This window comes from Cryobacterium sp. TMT4-10 (assembly GCF_004403275.1).
Taxonomy (GTDB): Bacteria; Actinomycetota; Actinomycetes; order Actinomycetales; family Microbacteriaceae; genus Cryobacterium; species Cryobacterium shii.
Genome location: NZ_SOGU01000030.1, coordinates 15160 through 34520, shown reverse-complemented (window position 1 = coordinate 34520; position 19361 = coordinate 15160). Strand labels below are relative to the sequence as shown.

The 19361-nt window shown below is 68.0% G+C and carries 22 protein-coding genes; all 22 read left to right on the top strand.

All coding sequences use genetic code 11. The annotated features are described in order from the left end of the window. Positions 1-15: 15 nt before the first annotated feature. Positions 16-873: a sigma-70 family RNA polymerase sigma factor gene (locus E3T42_RS04460; protein ID WP_134402549.1), complete on the top strand. Its 858-nt coding sequence runs from the start codon at positions 16-18 to the stop codon at positions 871-873. Positions 874-957: 84 nt separating this feature from the next. Then, the gene (locus E3T42_RS04455; protein ID WP_134402548.1) at positions 958-2154 is read left to right on the top strand and encodes a flagellin; all 1197 of its coding nucleotides are present in this window, start codon (positions 958-960) and stop codon (positions 2152-2154) included. A gap of 153 nt (positions 2155-2307) precedes the next feature. After that, positions 2308-3681 (top strand): flagellar filament capping protein FliD, encoded by a 1374-nt coding sequence (gene fliD / locus E3T42_RS04450; protein ID WP_134402547.1) that lies wholly within the window; start codon positions 2308-2310, stop codon positions 3679-3681. An 11-nt stretch (positions 3682-3692) separates the two neighbouring features. Then, positions 3693-4124: a flagellar export chaperone FliS gene (fliS, locus tag E3T42_RS04445; protein WP_338144964.1), complete on the top strand. Its 432-nt coding sequence runs from the start codon at positions 3693-3695 to the stop codon at positions 4122-4124. Next, a complete protein-coding gene (locus tag E3T42_RS04440) occupies positions 4117-4443 on the top strand; it encodes a hypothetical protein (protein WP_134402545.1) in 327 nt (108 codons plus the stop codon). Before fliS ends, E3T42_RS04440 begins: the two co-directional genes overlap by 8 nt. A gap of 321 nt (positions 4444-4764) precedes the next feature. Next, on the top strand, positions 4765-6240 hold the full coding sequence (locus tag E3T42_RS04435) for an HNH endonuclease signature motif containing protein (protein ID WP_166789195.1): 1476 nt from the start codon (positions 4765-4767) through the stop codon (positions 6238-6240). A 183-nt stretch (positions 6241-6423) separates the two neighbouring features. Then, positions 6424-6765 (top strand): flagellar basal body protein, encoded by a 342-nt coding sequence (locus E3T42_RS04430; RefSeq protein ID WP_134402562.1) that lies wholly within the window; start codon positions 6424-6426, stop codon positions 6763-6765. Positions 6766-6778: 13 nt separating this feature from the next. Further along, on the top strand, positions 6779-7171 hold the full coding sequence (locus tag E3T42_RS04425; RefSeq protein WP_134402543.1) for a flagellar basal body rod protein FlgC: 393 nt from the start codon (positions 6779-6781) through the stop codon (positions 7169-7171). Next, on the top strand, positions 7171-7485 hold the full coding sequence (gene fliE / locus E3T42_RS04420; RefSeq protein WP_134402542.1) for a flagellar hook-basal body complex protein FliE: 315 nt from the start codon (positions 7171-7173) through the stop codon (positions 7483-7485). The genes E3T42_RS04425 and fliE overlap by 1 nt, the downstream gene beginning before the upstream one ends. Continuing rightward, positions 7485-9092: a flagellar basal-body MS-ring/collar protein FliF gene (gene fliF, locus E3T42_RS04415; protein WP_134402541.1), complete on the top strand. Its 1608-nt coding sequence runs from the start codon at positions 7485-7487 to the stop codon at positions 9090-9092. Before fliE ends, fliF begins: the two co-directional genes overlap by 1 nt. Then, on the top strand, positions 9089-10108 hold the full coding sequence (gene fliG, locus E3T42_RS04410; protein WP_134402540.1) for a flagellar motor switch protein FliG: 1020 nt from the start codon (positions 9089-9091) through the stop codon (positions 10106-10108). The genes fliF and fliG overlap by 4 nt, the downstream gene beginning before the upstream one ends. Before the next feature lie 31 nt (positions 10109-10139). Further along, complete coding sequence (locus E3T42_RS04405; protein WP_160141000.1) at positions 10140-10721, top strand: FliH/SctL family protein; 582 nt, start codon at positions 10140-10142, stop codon at positions 10719-10721. Continuing rightward, positions 10718-12016 carry a FliI/YscN family ATPase gene (locus tag E3T42_RS04400; RefSeq protein ID WP_134402538.1) on the top strand — a complete coding sequence of 433 codons (1299 nt, stop codon included), beginning with the start codon at positions 10718-10720 and terminating at the stop codon, positions 12014-12016. Before E3T42_RS04405 ends, E3T42_RS04400 begins: the two co-directional genes overlap by 4 nt. Beyond that, the gene (locus tag E3T42_RS04395; RefSeq protein ID WP_134402537.1) at positions 12016-12450 is read left to right on the top strand and encodes a hypothetical protein; all 435 of its coding nucleotides are present in this window, start codon (positions 12016-12018) and stop codon (positions 12448-12450) included. Before E3T42_RS04400 ends, E3T42_RS04395 begins: the two co-directional genes overlap by 1 nt. Next, positions 12447-13082 (top strand): C40 family peptidase, encoded by a 636-nt coding sequence (locus E3T42_RS04390; RefSeq protein ID WP_134402536.1) that lies wholly within the window; start codon positions 12447-12449, stop codon positions 13080-13082. Before E3T42_RS04395 ends, E3T42_RS04390 begins: the two co-directional genes overlap by 4 nt. An 860-nt stretch (positions 13083-13942) precedes the next feature. Continuing rightward, on the top strand, positions 13943-14425 hold the full coding sequence (locus tag E3T42_RS04375) for a flagellar hook-length control protein FliK (protein WP_134402533.1): 483 nt from the start codon (positions 13943-13945) through the stop codon (positions 14423-14425). Positions 14426-14445: 20 nt separating this feature from the next. Continuing rightward, entirely contained in the window at positions 14446-14886 is a 441-nt protein-coding gene (locus E3T42_RS04370) for a flagellar hook assembly protein FlgD (protein WP_134406101.1), read from the top strand. Positions 14887-14972: 86 nt separating this feature from the next. Next, a complete protein-coding gene (locus E3T42_RS04365) occupies positions 14973-16157 on the top strand; it encodes a flagellar hook protein FlgE (RefSeq protein ID WP_134402532.1) in 1185 nt (394 codons plus the stop codon). Between the two features lie 247 nt (positions 16158-16404). Continuing rightward, positions 16405-16716, top strand: coding sequence for a flagellar FlbD family protein (locus E3T42_RS04360; protein ID WP_134402531.1), 312 nt, complete (start codon positions 16405-16407; stop codon positions 16714-16716). After that, positions 16716-17543: a motility protein A gene (locus tag E3T42_RS04355; RefSeq protein WP_134402530.1), complete on the top strand. Its 828-nt coding sequence runs from the start codon at positions 16716-16718 to the stop codon at positions 17541-17543. Before E3T42_RS04360 ends, E3T42_RS04355 begins: the two co-directional genes overlap by 1 nt. Beyond that, a complete protein-coding gene (locus E3T42_RS04350; protein WP_134402529.1) occupies positions 17540-18433 on the top strand; it encodes a flagellar motor protein MotB in 894 nt (297 codons plus the stop codon). Before E3T42_RS04355 ends, E3T42_RS04350 begins: the two co-directional genes overlap by 4 nt. A gap of 28 nt (positions 18434-18461) precedes the next feature. Continuing rightward, positions 18462-19361: a flagellar motor switch protein FliM gene (locus tag E3T42_RS04345; RefSeq protein WP_241975826.1), complete on the top strand. Its 900-nt coding sequence runs from the start codon at positions 18462-18464 to the stop codon at positions 19359-19361.

The following is a 19361-nucleotide window of genomic DNA, read 5'->3' as shown; positions in this document are numbered from 1 at the left end:
TCAGGGAGATTCACTGTGAATCGGGCAGAACGCAACAAGCTGGTGATCGACAATCTCCCCCTGGTCGGCTACCTCGTCTCCGAGGTCTGGGCCAAGGCCCGCCACCTCTCGCGCGACGACCTGGCCTCGGCCGGAGCCCTCGCCCTGATCACCTCCGCCGACGCCTTCGATCCCGACCTCGGGGTGCCGTTCGGAGCTTTCGCCCGTCGCCGCATCATCGGCTCCTTCGCTGACGAGATGCGCTCCAACGACTGGGCCACCCGGATGGCGCGCCGCCGCATTAAGGAGACCCGCGCCGTTCAAGAGACGCTGGCTGCGGCTCTCGGCCGCGCGGCATCCGTCGACGAGGTGGCCGCGGCGCTCGGCGTCGACCGGGAGACCGCCCTGGCCGGCCTGTCCGACTCCGAGCGCACCGTGTCCACGCTCGACGACGCCACCGCCGAGTTCCTGGTGTCGGGCACCGAGCTGCCGGAGGATTCCCTACTGTCGGCCGAGCGCCTCTCCTATTTGCGCGCGGCCATCGACGTACTGCCGGACAAGATGCGCGACATCATCCAGCAGGTCTACTTCGACGACCGCTCCGTGAAGGAGATCGCGGCCGATCTCGGCATCACGCACTCCGCCGTCTCGCAGCAGCGGGCCGAAGCCATCCGTCTGCTCCGCGATGGCCTGGGCACGCACTACTCGGACGACGCCGAGGTCGAGTACGTGCCGGAGTCCCGCATCGCGCCGGCCCGTCGCAGCGCTTACCTGGCCCGCCTCGCGGACCAGGCGATGCTCGGCCTGGCGACGGCGTCGGGCACGGCCTATGCGGCGGATACCGGCGATTCTCCGGATTTAGCGCCGCGCGAAGTTTTTTCGGTCAACGGCTAACGCGCTACTTAGCGGGGCCGATAGCTCAAGGTGTCAGGCCATGGATGGCCTGGCTAACACCACCCAATCACGGAGGATTTCATCATGGGTATGCAGGTCAACACCAACCTCGCGGCAAACAACACGTACCGCAACCTCGCCGCAACACAGAACGACATGTCCAAGTCGCTGGAGAAGCTGTCCAGCGGCCTCCGCATCAACCGTGCTTCGGATGACGCGGCAGGCCTCACCATCTCGGAGGGCCTCAAGTCGCAGGTCGGTGGCCTCATGGTCGCCAGCCGCAACGCCCAGGACGGCATCTCGGTTGTCCAGACCGCTGAAGGTTCCTTGAGCGAGGTGCAGTCCATTCTGCAGCGCGTTCGTGACCTCGCCGTTCAGGCCGGTAACGACTCGAACAACACCGACTCACGCACCGCGATCAAGACCGAGGTGACTGCGCTTACTTCGGAACTGACGAGGATCGCGGGTTCGACCAACTTCAACGGTACTCAGCTCCTGGATGGCAAAAAGGGCTCCTTGAGCTTTCAGATCGGAGCGAATGCAGGCAACAGCAGCCAGATCGTCGTTGACCTGTCCAAGGTCGACGTCTCAAAGGTTGCGTCCGCGCTCACGACTTCGTCCGGATCGTCGGGCTCGGCTTTCGCGATCTCGAGCTTCAGCGCTCTGGACGGTTCTGCAGCCAAGTTCAAGAGCACTACTGCGGGTGGAGTTGTGACGTCCGTCACCACGCTGGCGCTGACGGACGCAACAGGTGCCGCTCAGACATCCTTCGCGAGTGTCGACGATTACGCATCAGCCCTCGGTCGGGATGCGGCGTTCTCGGCCAACTTCAGCGTCAGCGTCACGAAAGACACAAACGGCGCGGGAACTGGACTTGTGGTCACCGCTCTGAATGGTGGAACAGTGTCCACCGCTGTAGCAGATTCGGCGGCTGTAGGTCTGGCCAACGGCGGCGCGACGAACGCACCGGCTGCAGCAGGACTTGACTTCTCGACCGCCGCGGGTGCCAAGGCCGCAATCGCGACCATTGACACACAGCTCAACTACGTATCCACCGCTCGCGCCAACCTCGGCGCCGTCCAGAACCGGTTCGAGTCCGTCGTCAAGACGCTCGCCGTCTCGACGGAGAACCTGACCGCTGCCGGTTCGCGAATCCGCGACACCGACATGGCCGCCGAAATGGTCAAGTACACCCGTTCCAGCATCCTGACCCAGGCCGGTACCGCCATGCTCGCGCAGGCGAACCAGTCCAACCAGGGCGTGCTCTCGCTTCTCCGCTAACCCGGAGTAGCAGAACCTTTCGGGAAACCGCACGGTGAACTATGGCTGGTGGTGACCGAGAGATGAACTGGACCTCATCCCTCGGCCGCCACCAGCCATTCACTGTTTCACTCGCTCAATAATCGTCACGATCACAGCCGGAACGGAGATGCGATGACGAACGCAATTGACGGCCTCGTCAGTGGGCTCGACACTACCTCTCTCATCAACTCCCTGATGAAGGTCGAAGCCGCACCGCAGGCGCTGCTGAAGGCAAAGGTCGCCACCTCCCAGACCTTCATCTCAGCGCTCCAGGGACTCAACAGCCAGGTAGCGGCCCTCGGAACCCTCGCCGCGAACGCCGCGAAGCCCGCCGCCCTCGACCTCTACTCCTCGACCAGTAGCTCGCCGACCATCACGACATCCGTCTCGGCCGGAGCCAGCGCCGGCCAACTCGACGTCGTCGTCGGCGCCCTCGCCTCCAGCCAGGTCGAAGTCTCCGCCGCCCTGACCGTCTGGCCTGCCACGCCGCCCGTGCTCACAATCGTGTCGGGCGGGGTGAGCACCGAAATCACCGCAGCGTCGACCTCGCTTGACGACGTCGTCACCGCCATCAACGCTGCCAACACCGGGGTGACAGCGACCAGGGTCGCATCCGGTGTTGATGCTCTCGGGGCCCCGCAGTACCGCCTGCAGTTCACCGGGACGGCCACCGGTGCCGCAAAATCCTTCGAGGTGCACCAGGGAGCCAAAGCCGATGTGGCCCCGGCCAACGATCTTCTCGCCGCCCCCGGTTCCGCGGTCATTCGCACAGCCAAGGATGCGAGCGTCACCCTCTGGGCCGGCACCGGCGCCGCGCAGACCATCACCTCAGCGACCAACACGTTCTCCAACCTGCTCCCCGGCGTTGCGGTGACCGTATCCGCCATCTCGGTCGACCCGGTGACGATCAAGGTCGCCCGCGACGACGCCCAAATCGGCTCCCTGGCTTCGGGCCTGGTCAGTTCCGTCAACGGCATCTTCGCGCTGATCTCGACGAAGTCCGTGGTCGTCAACAGCACCAACGCCGCGGGTGCCGCCGTGATGTCGCCCGGCGTCTTCACCGGTAAGAGCAGTGTGCGGGACGTCAACCAGAAGATCCTCACGGCCGCGTCGGCTCCGGTCAACGGGCACTCCCCGTCCGAGTACGGCATCAGCATTACGAAGTCCGGCACGATGGAGTTCGACGCGGCCAAGTTCGCCACCGTACTGGCCAAGGACCCGACCACCGTCAAAGCTGCCGTGCAGGAGATCGCCGCCCGGGTCGCCGCCGTGGCCACCGCGGCATCCGACAAGTACACCGGGCAGATCACGTCCCAGATCACCGGCCAGCAGTCCACGGTCAAAGACCTCGGCAACCGGATCGATGCCTGGGACATCAGCCTGGCCACCCGCCGGGCGACCCTGCAGAGCACCTACACCGCGCTGGAGACCCAGCTCAGCAAGCTGAAGGCGCAATCGACCTGGCTGACCGCGCAACTCCCGACCACGACCTCGACCACAGGATGATGATGGCTGTTATGAGCATGATGGGCGGGGCGGCAGCCCGACGCGCACAATTCAACCGCGACGCGATCCTCTCGGCCACCCCGGTGCGCCTGCTGACGATGCTGTACGACCGCCTGCTGCTCGACCTGAACCGCGCTGAGGCCGCGCAGGTGGTCGAGAACTGGCAGATCGCATCCGACAACCTGCAGCACGCCCAGGCGATCGTCTCCGAGCTGATGTCGTCGCTCAAGGTGGACGCGTGGGAGGGCGGCGAAGGACTCTTCGCGATCTACACCTACGTGTCGAACGCGCTGATGAGCGCCAACATCCATCGGGATGTCGACCGTACAAGGGAGAGCATCGCCCTGCTCGATCCGCTGCGCCAGACCTGGCATGAAGCCGCCGACCAGCTTCCCGCGCAGACCACGTCGGCACAATTCGGCGGGGAGTACGGCATTGCCTAGGCCGGCGGGAGCCCGCGAGGAATGGCTGCACGTGCTCGACCAGCTCGAAACGAGCCTGGGCTCCGGGGCACGTGACGCCGTGCTCGCCGTGGAGGGGGAGCGCCTCTCCACCGGGGTGCAGTGGCGCGCCCCCGAACACCTCGGCCAGCTGCCGGCCGACCTCGAGAAACGCGCGAGGCGTCTCATCGCCGGCCAGCTCGAACTCATCCGCGAGATCGAGGATGCCCGCCGTTCGGCCGGCATGCACCTCGCCGCCGTCCGCACGATCCTCTCGGCCCAGCGTACCGACCAGTCCGTCTACCTCGACGTCGCCGGCTAGGCATCCGTCGCCCCGCACCCTGCCTAGCCACCCTCGCGACCCTCGCCGAGCCGTGAGTAAAGCTCCTCAAAACGTCGAAAAGAGGAGCGAAACTCTCGGCTCGGCGAGGTCCGGGGGCGGATTCGGCGCCGATGGGGGAATGTCAGTGCCATGCGCGAGCATGGTGGACGACGGATGTCACGTCATGGCTATGGGGGTGGTGACTCCGGTGGAATCAGTCCCATCAGTAACATCGGCCTCATTCGTATCTATCTCCTAAATAAGCTCAGAAGTATGTGAGTAAGTCTCGACATGGCGTTCGATTTGGTCTACACTCGGGGCATGGCAGGAGCATCCGCACCGCAGTCACCAGCTGCCTCGGCCGAGGTGGCAGATTCGCCCGCGCAGCGAATCGAGTTGGCCGCTCGGGCCATTGTCGCCGTCCTCGACGACATCATGTTCCCGTTGCTGAGCGACGCCGACGCCCTGACTGTGCTCGGCGCGGTCGAGCAGCTCGGCCGCCGGGTTGATGCGGCCCGGGTGTCCACGGCGACGGATGTCGCGGACCGTTCCCGCAGCATCCTCGGCCACGACTCCCTCGCCTGGAAGCAGGGCGCGCGCAACGACGTCGACCTGATCACCCGCTTGACCCGGGTGTCGGCGCGGGAAGCGAACCGGCGGGTGCGGCTCGGCGGCAACGTCAGCCAGCGCCGGGCCGGCACGAGCATGCTCCCGCCCTACTACCCGACCGTCGCCGCGGGGCTGACCAGCGGTGACCTCGGCGTCGACGCGGCGGAGGCCATCGTCACGACCCTCGACAAGGTCAGCCCGAGCGTCGCGCCCGACGACGTCCTCACCGCCGAACGGGCTCTGGTTGCAGCGGCGACCGGCGCGATCACCGAAGAGACCCAGGGGTTGCCCGGGGAGGGGTTCGCGTTCTCCGCAGACCTGATCCGGGGCATGGCCGTGCAGTGGCAGGCGCGGCTGGACCCCGACGGCACAGCCCCGAACGAAGACGTCGCCGAACCGCGCAGCACCGTCGGTTTCGGCGTCCTCCGGGACGGCCTTTACCCCTTGCGGGGCGCGGTCACGGCGGAGCTGCGCGGCATCATGAACGGCATTTTCGACACGTACCTGTCCGCGCACGCCGCTCCGGCGTTCCCCACGGAGGAGGAGCAGGCACGGATGGACTCGGGGGCGTTCATCCCCGGGGCAGAGGCCGCCGCTCTCGGCGACGACCGCAACGGCGGCGAGAAGCGCGCAGACATCCTCCGCGGCATCTTCGAGGCAGCGTCCCGCGACCCGGGCACCCCGTCCATGGGCGGCGCGGCCCCGACCGTGATGGTGCACGTGAACGCCGTCGACCTCGCCGACGGGCACGGCGTCGGTTGGATCGACGGGGTCGAGGCCCCGATCTCGATGCGCACCGTGAACCGGCTGATCTGCGCGGGCGGGTACCGCAAGATCGCGTTCGGTGAGCATGGCGAGGTCCTCCACCTGGGCGTCAGGCAACGATTCTTCAACCGGGCCCAACGCCGGGCGATCGCCGCCCGTGACGGCGGCTGCATCATCCCGGGCTGCCCGGTCAGCGCGGCCTGGGCCGAGGTACACCATGTGATCCCGTGGCTACAGCACGGCCCGACGAATATCGACAACGGAGTTCTCTTGTGCTGGCTGCACCACCACAGCATCGAGACCTCCGGGTGGCTCATCCGCATGGTCCGTGGCAAACCCGAGGTCATGGCACCGGTCTGCTACGACTCAGCACGAGTCTGGGTCCCCGCCCAGCAACACCGGGCCACGGCCAAAGCGAAATAGTCCCGCCGATTCGAGCCCGCACGTTGGCGAAGGCGACGGCGAGACCCCCCCCCTTACGAGTCGAGTTCAGATTCCTGCTTACGAGTGCTCGTCGCCGGCCGATAGCTAGGCACGAGCAGGGATAGCTCACCCACAGGCCACGGATCGGCCGTCATGTCTTCACTGACGACGAATCGGGTAACCGTGCTTGAATCCGTGACCGCCACCGCGTTGACCAGCGCACTGGACGGGCTGGCCCTCCGTCAGCGCACCATCGCGAATAACATCGCCAACGTCAACACCCCGGGCTACCACGCCAAGCGCGTCGCCTTCGAGAGCGCCCTGGCGAAGTCGGTCGCGGCCGGCGACGGCCACACCGCCGCCACCACGGCCAGCTCCCTCGAGCCCACCCGGCTCGACGGCAACAACGTGAACCTCGACACCGAGACCCTCTCCAACACCGAGACCGTGCTGCGCTACCAGTTCGCGGCTCAGGCCGTCAACGGACCGTTCACGGCCATCCGCTCCGCGATGCGCACCAACTGAGGGGCGGCCAGTAATGAGCATCGACGCGATCGGCATCGCCGGTACCGGCCTCACCCTGCACCGCAAATGGCTCGACGCGGTCGCCGACAACATCGCCAACATCAACACCGTCACCCCCACCAGCGGCAAGGCCTTCCAGGCCCGCTACATCGTCGCCCAGGAGGGGCAGGGCACGACCGGTGCCTACGTCTCCGGCACGGCTCTCGGTTCCGAGACCGGCATCCTCACCTACGAGCCCAGCAACCCGCTCGCGGATGCGACCGGTTACGTGCGCCACCCCGACATCGACCTCGGCGAGCAGATGGGCGAGCTGATCATGGCCCAGCGCGGCTACCAGGCCAACGCGGCCGTCGTCGACCGCGCCAAGACCACCTACGAAGCAGCACTGCAGATCGGACGCGGCTGATGACCATCGGATCGATCCCCTCCGTGCAGGCCGTGGCCGGCACCGGCTACCTGTCCGGCATTCAGAACACAGGGAACACGCAGGCGACGGACGGCTCCGGCTTCGGCACCGCACTCGCCGGGGCGGTCGACAACCTCCAGGCCCTGCAGTCCACCTCTAACACCCTCGCGGTGCAGGCGGTCACCGGCAACTTGAACGACATCCACTCCGCCACCATCGCGGCCACCCGCGCCCAGGTCACGCTCGAGCTTGTGGCCGCCGTGCGCAACAAGGGTATTGACGCGTTCAACGAGATCATGAGGATGCAGGCCTGATGCCCCGTCCGATCAGCAACGCCCTACAGGGCCTGGGCCGCGGCATCCAGAGTTTCAGCGTGGCCCAGCGCACGGTTGCCATCATCGGCCTCGCGGTTCTCGTGCTCGGCATCTCGGCGCTCACGATGTGGGCGTCGAAGCCGGCCTACACACCCCTTTTCTCGGGGCTGAGCGGCGCCGACGCGAGTTCGATCGTCGACCAATTGCGCACCGACAGCGTCGACTACCAGCTCAGCGACGGCGGGGCCACGATCCTCGTTCCCGAGGCGAGCGTCTACGACGAACGCCTCAAGGCGGCCGCGGCGGGCCTGCCCACCTCGAGCACGGGCGGCTACGCCCTGCTCGACAAGATGGGCGTCACGTCCTCCGAGTTCCAGCAGTCGGTCACCTACAAGCGGGCGATCGAAGGCGAAATAGCCAACACGATCGGTGCCATGAAGGGCGTCAAGACCGCATCCGTGCGGCTGGCCATCCCCAAGGACAGCGTCTTCGTCTCGGAGAAAAGCGACCCGACGGCATCCGTCTTCGTGGCAACCGAGAATGGCGTGAACCTCAGCTCCGACCAGGTTCAGGCCATCGTCCATCTCACCAGCGCATCGATTGAGGGAATGAAGCCCGCCGATGTCGCCGTGATCGACGCGAAGGGCATCGTGCTCTCCGCGGTCGGCACCGGCACCACCGGCGGCGCCGACCAGCAGGCGAGCGATTACGAACAGCGCGTCCGCGGTGCCGTACAGGCGATGCTCGACCGTGTCGTCGGCCCCGGCAACGCCACCGTCGTTGTCGCCGCCGACATGAGCGCCCAGTCCGCCCAGCGGGTCGAGGAATCGTTCACCACGCCCACGAACGCCCCCTCGCTCAACGAAGCCGTAAAAACCGAGACGTACAGCGGAACGGGCGGCGCCGCCGGTTCGGCCGCGGGCGTCCTCGGCCCCGACAACATCGCGGTGCCCGCCGGCGCCGGCAAGGACGGCACGTTCACCTCCTCCGACACCACCAAGAACAATGCCGTGAACAAGGTCACCGAGACCCGGACGATCCCGGCCGGGTCCATGAACCGGCAGACCGTGTCCGTGGCCCTCAATAAGGATGCCGCCGCCAAGCTCAACATTTCCGACGTCACCTCCCTGGTCTCCTCCGCCGCCGGCATCGACACGAAACGCGGGGACGCGGTCACGGTGCAGGTTGTCAGCTTCAACGGTGCCGGGGCCGCCGACGCAGCGACAGCCCTCGCCGCCGCGGACGCCTCTGCCGCGGCCGACCGGTTTGCCGGCATCCTGCGGGTCGCCATCATCACCGTGGGCACCGTGCTCACGTTCATGCTCGGCCTCTTGCTGTATGCGCGCCGCTCACGCCGCCAGAGCCGGGAAGCCATCGAGCTTGACGAGATGATCGAGGCACGGCCTGTCCTGACCGCCCCGGTGGTCCCGTTTCCGATGCCGGCGGCAGCCACTCCGCTCTACATCGACCCGACTCCCACGGTCGCGTTCGCCGGCCTTCCCGACGCCGATCGCATGCGCGTGGAGATCGACGCCCTTGCCCAGCGCGACCCGGGAAAGACGGCCGAATACCTGCGCAGCCTGATGGATGATCGGCAGCCCGTATGATCGACGCGTCCACGGTGCTGACCGGAACCCAGAAGGTCGCCGTGCTGCTGATGAGCATGGAGCGCCAGCACGCGACGGAGGTGATGAAGCAATTCACCGAGAGTGAAGCCGCGGATATCACCGCCGAGATCGTGCAGATGCGCCGGGTCGACCCCGACGTCACCGAAACGGCCGTCCTGGAATTCCACGACCTGACCCAGAAGGGCACGCGCAACTCACGCGGCGGTCACGCCTACGCGGTCGGCCTGCTCGAGGCCTCCTTCGGCGCCGATAAGGCCGCCGGCGTCATGAGCAAGGTGGCGTCCTCGATGGCCGGCAAGGCGTTCGAATTTCTCGACGCGGCCGAACCGATCCAGGTACTCACCCTGCTCGACGGGGAACTGCCGCAGACGATCGCACTGGTGCTCGCGCACCTGCGACCCGAGCACGCCTCTGCGGTGCTCGGCGGGCTGGACAGCCCGATCCGCACCCAGGTCGCGCAGTGCATCGCCGGAATGGGCACGGCTACGCCCGAAGGGATCCGAGTCGTCACGGAAACCCTCAAGGCCCGGGTTGGGACCGTCTCGACGACCCGCGACGCAGTGCAGGTCGTCGGTGGTATTGAGCCTCTCGTCGAGATCATCAACCGTTCTGACGTGGCGACCGAGCGGGCGCTGCTCGAGGCGCTCGACGCCAGCGACCCGGTGCTCGCCGAAGAGGTGCGCTCACGGATGCTCACCTTCGGCGACATCATCAAACTGGAGAACCGCGACGTGCAGCAGGTCCTGCGCGGGATCGATGCCGCGATCCTCGCCATTGCGATGAAGGGCTCTACCGACGGGGTGGTCGAGATCATCCGCACCAACCTCTCCGAGCGCAACCGGGAGATCCTCGACGACGAGGTCAAGGCCATGGCGCCCGTGCGGGTGTCCCAGGTCGAGGAGGCCCGCGCCACGATCGTGCGCGCGATCCGCGACCTCGAGGCCCAGGGGACCATCACCGTCAAACGGGCGGACGAGGACGACTATGTCGTCTGAGGCGCGGTCGTCTGAGGCGCGATTCTCGACGGTGTCGTTCCCGAATCTGCGCGACGTGAACCGTGACCGGGTCGACGAACAGTCCCGCGCCCGCGGCCACGCCGCCGGCTACGCCGAGGGACTGCGCGCCGCCGCCCAGGCGGTCGACGCCCGGATGGCCCGGCTCGACGCCGAACACGCCGCCGTCGTGTTGAGAGGGCAGGCCGAGATCGACCGCGCCATCGTCCTGCTCGGAGCCGCCGCCGCGGCGCTCGACGAGCGCACGGTACCCGTGTTGCGGGAGGCCGAAGCCACCCTGGTCGCGACAGCACTCGAACTGGCCGAGGCGATTCTCGGGCACGAGCTCAGCGACGCCGGCAATTCCTCCCGGTTCGCTCTCGGCCGGGCCCTCGACCACGCGGCCGACGACACCCCCCACACGGTGCGGATGAACCCCGAGGACCTCGACGTGATCGACCGGGCCACCCGGGAGCGGGCCGGCGTCCGTTTCACGGCGGACCCGAGCCTGGTTCGCGGCGACGCGATCACCGAATTCGCGGACGGTTTCCTCGACGCCCGCATCAGCACCGCCCTCGAGCGGGCGAAGGCCGCGCTGCAGGGTGAGACAGCATGAGCCTGGCCACCGCCATCCGTCTGGCTCGCCCTCAACGGGTCGGCGTCGTCTCCTCGATCGTCGGCCTCGGGCTCGAAGTTCGCGGCTTGAACTCGGCGATCGGCGACCTCGTCACGATCGGCGAACTCCGCGAGGTGGACGCCGAAGTGGTGGCCACGACTCGGGACGGCATCCGGTGCATGCCCCTGGGCCGGATGACCGGGATCCGCATCGGGGCCCCGGTCCGTTCCGACGGAACGCCGCACCTCGTGCCCACCGGCACCGGGCTCTTCGGCCGCGTCATCGACGGGCTCGGCCGCCCGATCGACGGCAAGGGTCCGCTCGCCGTTGATTCCTTCGTCTCGATCGACCACGACAGCCCCTCCGCGATGCAGCGCTCGCGCATCACGACCCCGCTGCAGCTCGGTGTGCGCGTGCTCGACACGCTGACGACCGTCGGCAAAGGCCAGCGGATGGGCCTGTTCGCCGGGTCGGGAGTGGGCAAGTCCTCGCTCCTCTCCATGATCGCCCGTGGCACCGACGCCGAAGTCTCCGTGATCGCCCTGGTGGGGGAGCGCGGCCGGGAAGTGCGCGAGTTCCTCGAGGACGACCTCGGTCCGGAGGGCCTCGCACGGTCCATCGTGGTGGTCTCCACGTCGGACGAGCCGGCCATGATGCGGCTGCGCGCCGCCTTCGTCGCCACCCGCATCGCGGAATCCTTCCGCGACACGGGTGCCGACGTGATGCTGATGATGGACTCGCTCACCCGCGTGGCCATGGCCCAGCGCGAAATCGGCCTCTCCGTCGGCGAACCGCCGGCCACCCGCGGGTACCCGCCGTCGACCTTCTCCCTGCTGGCGCGGCTGCTCGAACGGGCCGGCACCGACGAAGCCGGTTCAATCACGGGCGTCTACACCGTCCTCGTCGACGGGGACGACCACAACGAACCGATCGCGGATGCCGCACGGTCCATTCTGGACGGCCACGTCGTGCTCGACCGCAAACTCGCCGTTCTCGGCCACTTCCCCTCCATCGACGCCCTCGCCTCGATCTCCCGGGTCGCCTCCCGGGTCAACGACCCGCACCAGAACCAGATCGCGGGCACGCTGCGCACGGTGCTCGCCGCCCGGCGCAACGCGCAGGACCTGCTGGACGTGGGTGCCTACCGGCAGGGCACGAATCCGCTCGTCGACGCTGCCGTCGCCAACGAGGGCGCGATCAACGCCTTCCTGCAGCAGCGGATGGACGACCAGACCCCGGCATCCGAAGCCTGGGCCCAGCTCGACACAATCAACCGAATCCTGGGGGTCCACTGATGGCACGCGCCTTCGCTCTGGCCGGATTGTTGCGCCTGCGGCACCTGCAACAGGACCAGGCCGCCGCCGACCTCGCCGCGGCCAATGCCCTGTCCCAGGCGAACCTGGCCCGGCGGGACCAGGCCCGGACCGCCCTGGCCGGCCTCCCCAGCCTGGCCAGCGGGGCCGAAACGCTGTCCGCGATCGCCGCTGCACGGGCCTCGGCCCGCAGCATGCTGGCTGAGATGGAGACCCACGGCCGCAACTACCAGTTCGCGGTCGGCGAGGCGCAGCACGTCTTCGACGCCAGGCGCGCCGAATCCGTCGGCCTCGAGAAGCTCTCCGACCGGCATGCGGTCATCGCCCGGGCCGAGGAACTCCACGCCGAGCAAACGGTCCTCGACGAGATCGCGTCCAGCGGCTGGCACCGGGCCCGGCGTGGGGGCCGCTCATGAGCATGGTCGACGCCCTCAGCCGGATCGGCCAGATCCAGGCCGCCCTCGAACAGTTCAACACCGTGCAAGGCACCAAGGCTGCGGCGGCGACCGCCGCTTCGGCCGGCGCGTCGACGTTCGCCAGCGCGCTCGCCTCCGCGACCGGCACGTCCGCGACGGGCTCCGCCAGAGCGACACCGGCAACGGGAAGCGCCACCGGCACCGACATCGTCGCCGCCGCAGAGAAGTACCTCGGGGTGCCCTACGTCTTCGGTGGGGAGGACGGGAGCGGGATGGACTGCTCCGGACTCGTGCAGACGGTATATGCCGACATGGGCATAACCGTCCCGCGCCTCGTGTCCGGGCAGATGAAGATCGGCACCGAGGTCGGTTCCCTCGCCCAGGCCAAGCCGGGCGACCTCATCGTCACCGGCGGCGGTGAGCACATCCTGATCTACGCCGGAAACCACAAGGTCATTCACGCGCCTTACGAGGGGCGCACCGTCTGCCTCGTCGAGGCCTACATGGACGACTCGGACATCGACACCATCCGGCGGGTCATCCCGGATGCGCCGGCGGCCCCAGCCTCGGCTGCCGGCACCACCGACCTCGTCGGGGCGGCCCTGGCCTCCCTGATGAACGGCAGGTCCTGATGAGTGGCGCCGTCGGGCGTCTTCTGTCAGCACTCACACCGGCCACCACGCCTCGTGGCGTCCCGGATGTGCGCGTGGGGCAGGGTGCGGGCGCCTTCGCATCCGTTTTTGAGGGCACCCTGGCCGCTGCGTCCGCACCGGCCAGCGCGCTGGCAACGTCCGGGGATCAATTGCCCTCCACGCCCCATCAGGCAACGGATGCCGCGGACTCCACGTCAGCGGACTCGGATCCGACTGCTGTTCAGCCGGCCATACCCATCGGCATGGCCGTACCGGTGCCCACACCTCTGCCCGCGCCGGTGCCTGTGCCGGTGCCTGTGCCGGTGCCTGTGCCGCTCGCGCCTTCGACGGCCGTCCAGTCGGCCGTCCAGCCGGCGGGGGAGACCGAGGGGGGAACGACCGGCACCGCTCCGACCGAGCCGTCGCCACTCCCTCCGGCGGCGTCCGATGCCGATTCGCCGACCGCGGAGTCCACGCCGGCCGCCGGCCCGGCTCACGGCAGCGGCTCAGCACCGGGCTTTCCGGTCCCGGCCGCACCGGCGGCCGCGGCCGCTCCTCCCGCACCGGCTCCTCCCGCACCCGCTCCTCCCGCACCGGCTCCTCCCGCACCGGCTCCTCCCGCACCGGCTCCTCCCGCACCCGCCTCCACCCCCGCGGCGGCTGATCTTGCCTCGGTCGCCGCACCGTCCGGCCCGACAGCCAACACCCCCGCGTCCGGGCCTACATCTGCTGCGGTCGACGCGTCCGCGTTCGCTGCGGTCGCCGCTGCGGTCGCGGCGACGGACGCCCCCGCAGCGGCGGAGCCACGCCGCAACCTCGATCCGGACCTGAACTCCGCCGCGACCCTACGCCCCGTCGTCGTGGGCAGCGCCACGACACCGAGCACGCCCGCGGCAGCGTCGGCCGTCCCGTCCAACGTGCCCGCGGCATCCGTGCCGGTCGTGCCACTGACGACCCAGGTCGCCCGCACCCTGTTCACCCTCGCCGGCGCCGCGGCCGGCGACCACGTGATGACGATCCAGGTCAGCCCCGACAACCTCGGCCCGGTGACCGTGCGGGCCCACCTGGGCGCCGACGGCATCCGGGTCGAACTCTTCGTTCCCACCGACCTCGCCCGCGACGCGCTGCGCGCCATTCTGCCTGACCTGCGCCGAGACCTCGCGAGCGGCGGGCTGAATGCCCAGCTCGACCTCTCGAACCGCGACCAGGCATCCGGCGACGGGGCCGCCCGCCAGTTCGCTGCGACGCCCGTCCGTCCGGCTCAGGCCCGCGAACCGGCCGAACCGGCCGTGTTCCACGCGGTTCGGTTCAGCAACTCCCACACCATCGACGTACTGGCCTAGAGAAGAAGAAACGAGATCCCGTGACCATCGACGCAGTCGCCGCCACCACCGCCACCACCGGCATGTACACCACGACCCCCACCCGCACGCCGAAGCAGGCCCTGGACTCCGAGGCGTTCATGGCGCTCCTCGTGACGCAACTGCGCAACCAGGACCCCAGCTCGCCGATGGACACCAACCAGATGATCTCCCAGACCACGCAGCTCGCCATGATGGAGAAGCTCTCTGCCCTGTCCACCACCGCGGACGAGAACTTCTCCCTGCAGATGCGGGTCGCGGCGGCTGCCCTCGTCGGCCAGGACGTCACCTACACGAAGGCCGACGGCACCAGCGCCACCGGCACCGCGTCGGCCGTGTCCTACACCGGCACCGTGCCCCAGGTCACGATCAACGGCACGAGCGTCGCCCTCGACGCGATCTCCGGCGTCACCGCCGGACCCGTCGCGGCGCCCGCCATCTGACCGGCTCGTTCCCACCTCACCGACTCCACCGTTTTCGTCCGACTCCCGCTCTTCTCCTGACGTTTTCCTCCTGAAAGGCAGCACCCATGCTTCGTTCCCTGTACTCCGGTATCTCCGGCCTCCGATCGCACCAGACCATGCTCGACGTCACCGGCAACAACATCGCCAACGTCAACACAACGGCGTTCAAGGCATCCGCGACCCAGTTCCAGGACACCCTGTCGCAGCTCAGCCAGGGCGCCGGCGGCCCGCAGGCCGAGGTCGGCGGCACCAACCCGGCGCAGGTCGGACTCGGAGTCAAGGTCGCCGGCATCTCCACCAACTTCGCGCAGGGCTCGTCCCAGGCCACCGGCAAGGCCACCGACATCATGATCTCCGGCGACGGATTCTTCGTCACCCAGCTTGGCGGCGAAACCCTGTACAGCCGCGCCGGAGCCTTCGACTTCGACGCCCAGGGGCGGCTCGTCACCCCGGCAGGCGCCATCGTGCAGGGTTGGAACGCCGTCGGCGGCGTCATCAACCAGGGTGGAACGACGGGGAACATCACGTTGCCGCTGCAGACCGTCTCGGCAGCCACGGCAACCACGACTGCATCCGTCGGCGGCAACCTCCCGTCCGACGCCGCTGCCGGCACCGTGTTCAGCCGAGACGTGAAGGTCTATGACGGATCCGGCACGGCCCGCTCCCTCGACCTGACATTCACGTCCACCGGCCCGGGCGCCTGGACGGTCACGGGACTCGATGGCGCGACCGCATCGACATCCGCCGCTCTGACCTTCGCCGATGGCAAGCAGACCTCCGCGACCACCAACATCACGTTCGGCAGCGGCGCCATCACGGTGGACCTGTCCGCCGTCGAGGGATTCGCCGGCCTCTCCACCGTTGCCGTCAACGACCAGAACGGCAAAGCCGCCGGCACGCTGAAGTCCTTCACCCTGGGCAAGGACGGCACCCTGGTCGGTTTGTTCAGCAACGGCGGCCAGGAAGCCATCGGCCGGATCGCCCTCGCGACCTTCTCCAACCCCGGCGGGCTCGAGAAGGCCGGCTCCTCGGAGTACCGGTCCACCTTCAACTCCGGCAATGCGGCCCTGGGCGCCCCCGGCACCGGCGGACTCGGCTCGCTGACCGGGGGAGCGCTCGAGATGTCCAACGTGGACCTCTCCCAGGAGTTCACCAACCTCATCGTCGCGCAGCGCGGCTTCCAAGCCAACGCGCGCATCATCACCACGTCCGACGAGGTACTCCAGGAACTGACGAACCTGAAGCGCTAGGCGTCTAACCAATTCGACGGAGATTCTGCCTGAAAAGTACCCTTTTCGGGGTGTGCGGGCCCGATTCCGGCAAAATCTCCGTCGAATTCGCTCGCCAGCTGCCCGACGTCGGAGCCCGCGGCGGCCGGGACGGGGTCCTGGGGCCCCGTGAACGTCGTCCCGGCCGAAACAGCTAACCCTGCGGTCGGGGCGGCCGACAGTGCAGCGTGACGGTCACACGGGTCGTCAACTGGCAGGGACGGTTCCCATGATCGTAGTGACTCGGCTGAATGACAGTCAGTTCGCGATCAATCCCGACCTGATCGAACGCATCCATGCCAGCCCCGACACCACGCTCGTGATGGTCGACGGCGCCAAGTTCATCGTCACGGAGAGCCTCGAGGACGTGATCGAGAAGATCGCCCGCTTCCGGGCGCACGTGATCTCTCTCGCGTACCTCACCGAGGACTCCCAGTACAGCAGTGGGGCCAGGACCCTGGAAATCGTCGGCGGGCCGCATGCCATCGCGCACGTCATCGAACCGGGCAGCACCGTTCCCTCCCGGCCCCGGAGAATCTGATGGATCCGGCAACCCTGGTCGGGATCGCCCTCGCCTTCGGCTCCCTGTTCGCCATGATCACGATCGAGGGCGGCCATCTCTCCTCGATTCTCCTGCCCGCGCCGATGGTGCTCGTCTTCGGGGCGACGATTGCGGTCGGCATCGCCGGCGGCACGATCAGGGACGCGATTTCCGCGTTCAAGGCCATCCCCGGCGCCTTCATCGGCAAGACCACCCCGCCGCAACAGGTCATCGACCAGGTCGTCGGCCTGGCGGAAAAGGCCCGCAGTGCCGGACTTCTGGCCCTTGAGCAGGAGGCCGACAACGTCAATGACCCCTTTCTGCGCGGCGCCCTGCAGAACATCGCCGACGGCACTGACGGCGATGAACTGCGCATCCTGCTCGAAGACGAACTCGCGACCGCCACCAAGGCCAGCCGCAATGCGTCCAAGTTCTTCACCAGCCTCGGCGGATACGCCCCGACCGTCGGCATCATCGGCACCGTCATCTCACTCACCCACGTGCTCGAGAACCTCGACACTCCCTCGACCCTGGGCCCGATGATCGCGGCCGCGTTCGTGGCGACCCTGTGGGGGCTGCTCTCGGCCAACTTCCTCTGGCTGCCGATCGGTAACCGGCTCAAGCGATTGAGCGACATCGAGGTCGAACGGATGACCCTGCTGCTGGAGGGCGCCCTCGCCGTGCAGGCCGGGAGCCAGCCACGGCTGCTCGGAGAGCGGTTGCGGGCCATGGTCCCGGCGACCCCCGCCAAGACGGCCAGGTCCGCGAAATCCGGGAAGCCCGACAAAGCCGGCAAGGCTGACAAACCTCTGCCCAAGGCCGCATGAGCGGGCATGGCCGCGGTAGCGGTCGCGGTCGCAGCCGCGGCCTCGAAGAAGAGCACGTCGAACACGTCGACGAGCGCTGGATGGCGTCCTACATGGACATGGTCACCGTGCTGATGTGCATGTTCATCGTGCTTTTCGCGATGTCCACCGTCGACCAGGCGAAATTCCTCCAGCTGAAGAACTCCCTCGCGACCGGATTCGGTGTCGTCGACGTGGGCAAGGTGGACACCGCCAAGGGGGTCGTCGTCACCAAGGACAAGGCGAACCAGGGCGAGGTGACCGGGTTCACGAAGCTGGATCTCGCCGTGGCGGAGGTCGCGGATCTCACGGCGGCGCAGAAGGCACTGCAGGATGCCGTCGACGCCAAGGGCCTCGGCCAGCTGGTGCAGTTCACGATCGACTCACGGGGACTCACGATCGGCCTGGTCGGCTCGGAGGCGTTCTTCGCCCCCAACCTTGCCAACTTCAGCCCGCAAGCCGAACAGGTGCTCGACGCGATCGCACCGGTCCTGGCCTCGAACACCCGCGAGGTGAAGATCGAGGGGCACGCCGATCGGCACGGCGTCACCCTCAACTACCCGACCGACTGGGAGCTGTCCTCCGCCCGCGCAACTGCGGTGCTCAGACGTCTGGTCGAGTCGGGCGGCGTCGCCCAGGAACGGATCTCCGCGGTCGGCTTCGGGTCGGCACGGCCTGTCGCCGACGGGGGGGACCTGGCAGCGATGGCCCAGAATCGGCGGGTGGACGTCGTGCTGCTCTCGAACCAGCCCGACGACATCCGTGCACTCATCCCCTCGGTCCTGGACGGCACGGCCACCGAAACCGGGGTTCCGGCAAACGGAACGACAACGACCGGGGCCGAAACATCCGTGGCGGTCACTGCTAACTGATTGCCGTCGCCGGTCGATAGTCACCGACGTGACGGTCCAGGAACAGGTGAAAATTGGCGTGCCCGCTTCTGCGACGCGCCCGGTCGAGGTGTACGACTTCCGTCGGCCGACGACCCTCGCACGCGAGCACTCCCGCGTGCTCGAGCTTGCCTTCGAGACGTTCGCCCGCCAGTGGGGCACCCAGCTGACCGCGAAGGTTCGCGTCATGTCCCAGGTCAAGTGCGACGGCGTCATCATGCGCACCTACGACGATTACGCGGCATCGCTCCCATCGACGACCGCCATGGTGCTGTGCTCGGTCGAGGGCATTATGGCCAAGGTCGTCATCCAATTCCCTACCTCGGCGGCCCTGTCCTGGGTCAGCCACATGCTCGGCGGCACCAGCAATGCGCCCCTCCCGGAGCGGGCGTTCACCCAGATCGAGCAGGCCATCGTGCGCCGGCTCGTGGACGATGCGCTCGAGGATCTGCGCTACTCGCTCGGGTCCCTGCTCGTGCACCAGATCTCCGTGGGCACCATCCAGTACAACTCCCAGTTCGCCCAGGCGGCCGCCACCGCCGACCTGATGATCGTGGCCACGTTCTCGATGCGGATCGGGGAGGGCAGCGCCGTTGCGACGCTGGCCATCCCCGCCGACGCACTACTGCCGCAGCTCGTCGAGTCGAACCCCGCCGGTGCCTCAGAGGACCCGGAGCAGCTTCTGCAGGCCCAACTGGCCTGGGTGCCGGTGGACGTTTCGCTGCAGCTGGCCCCGATCCGGGTGCTGCCGAGCGTCATCCTCGGCCTCGCGGTCGGCGATCTTCTGGCCGTGCCGCACTCCACTCACCGTCCCCTCGACGTCGTCGTCGACGGTCTGCCGCTGGCCCGCGCGGCCCTCGGTTCCAACGGTTCCCGCCTGGCCTGCATCGTCATCGATACCGAGGAATGA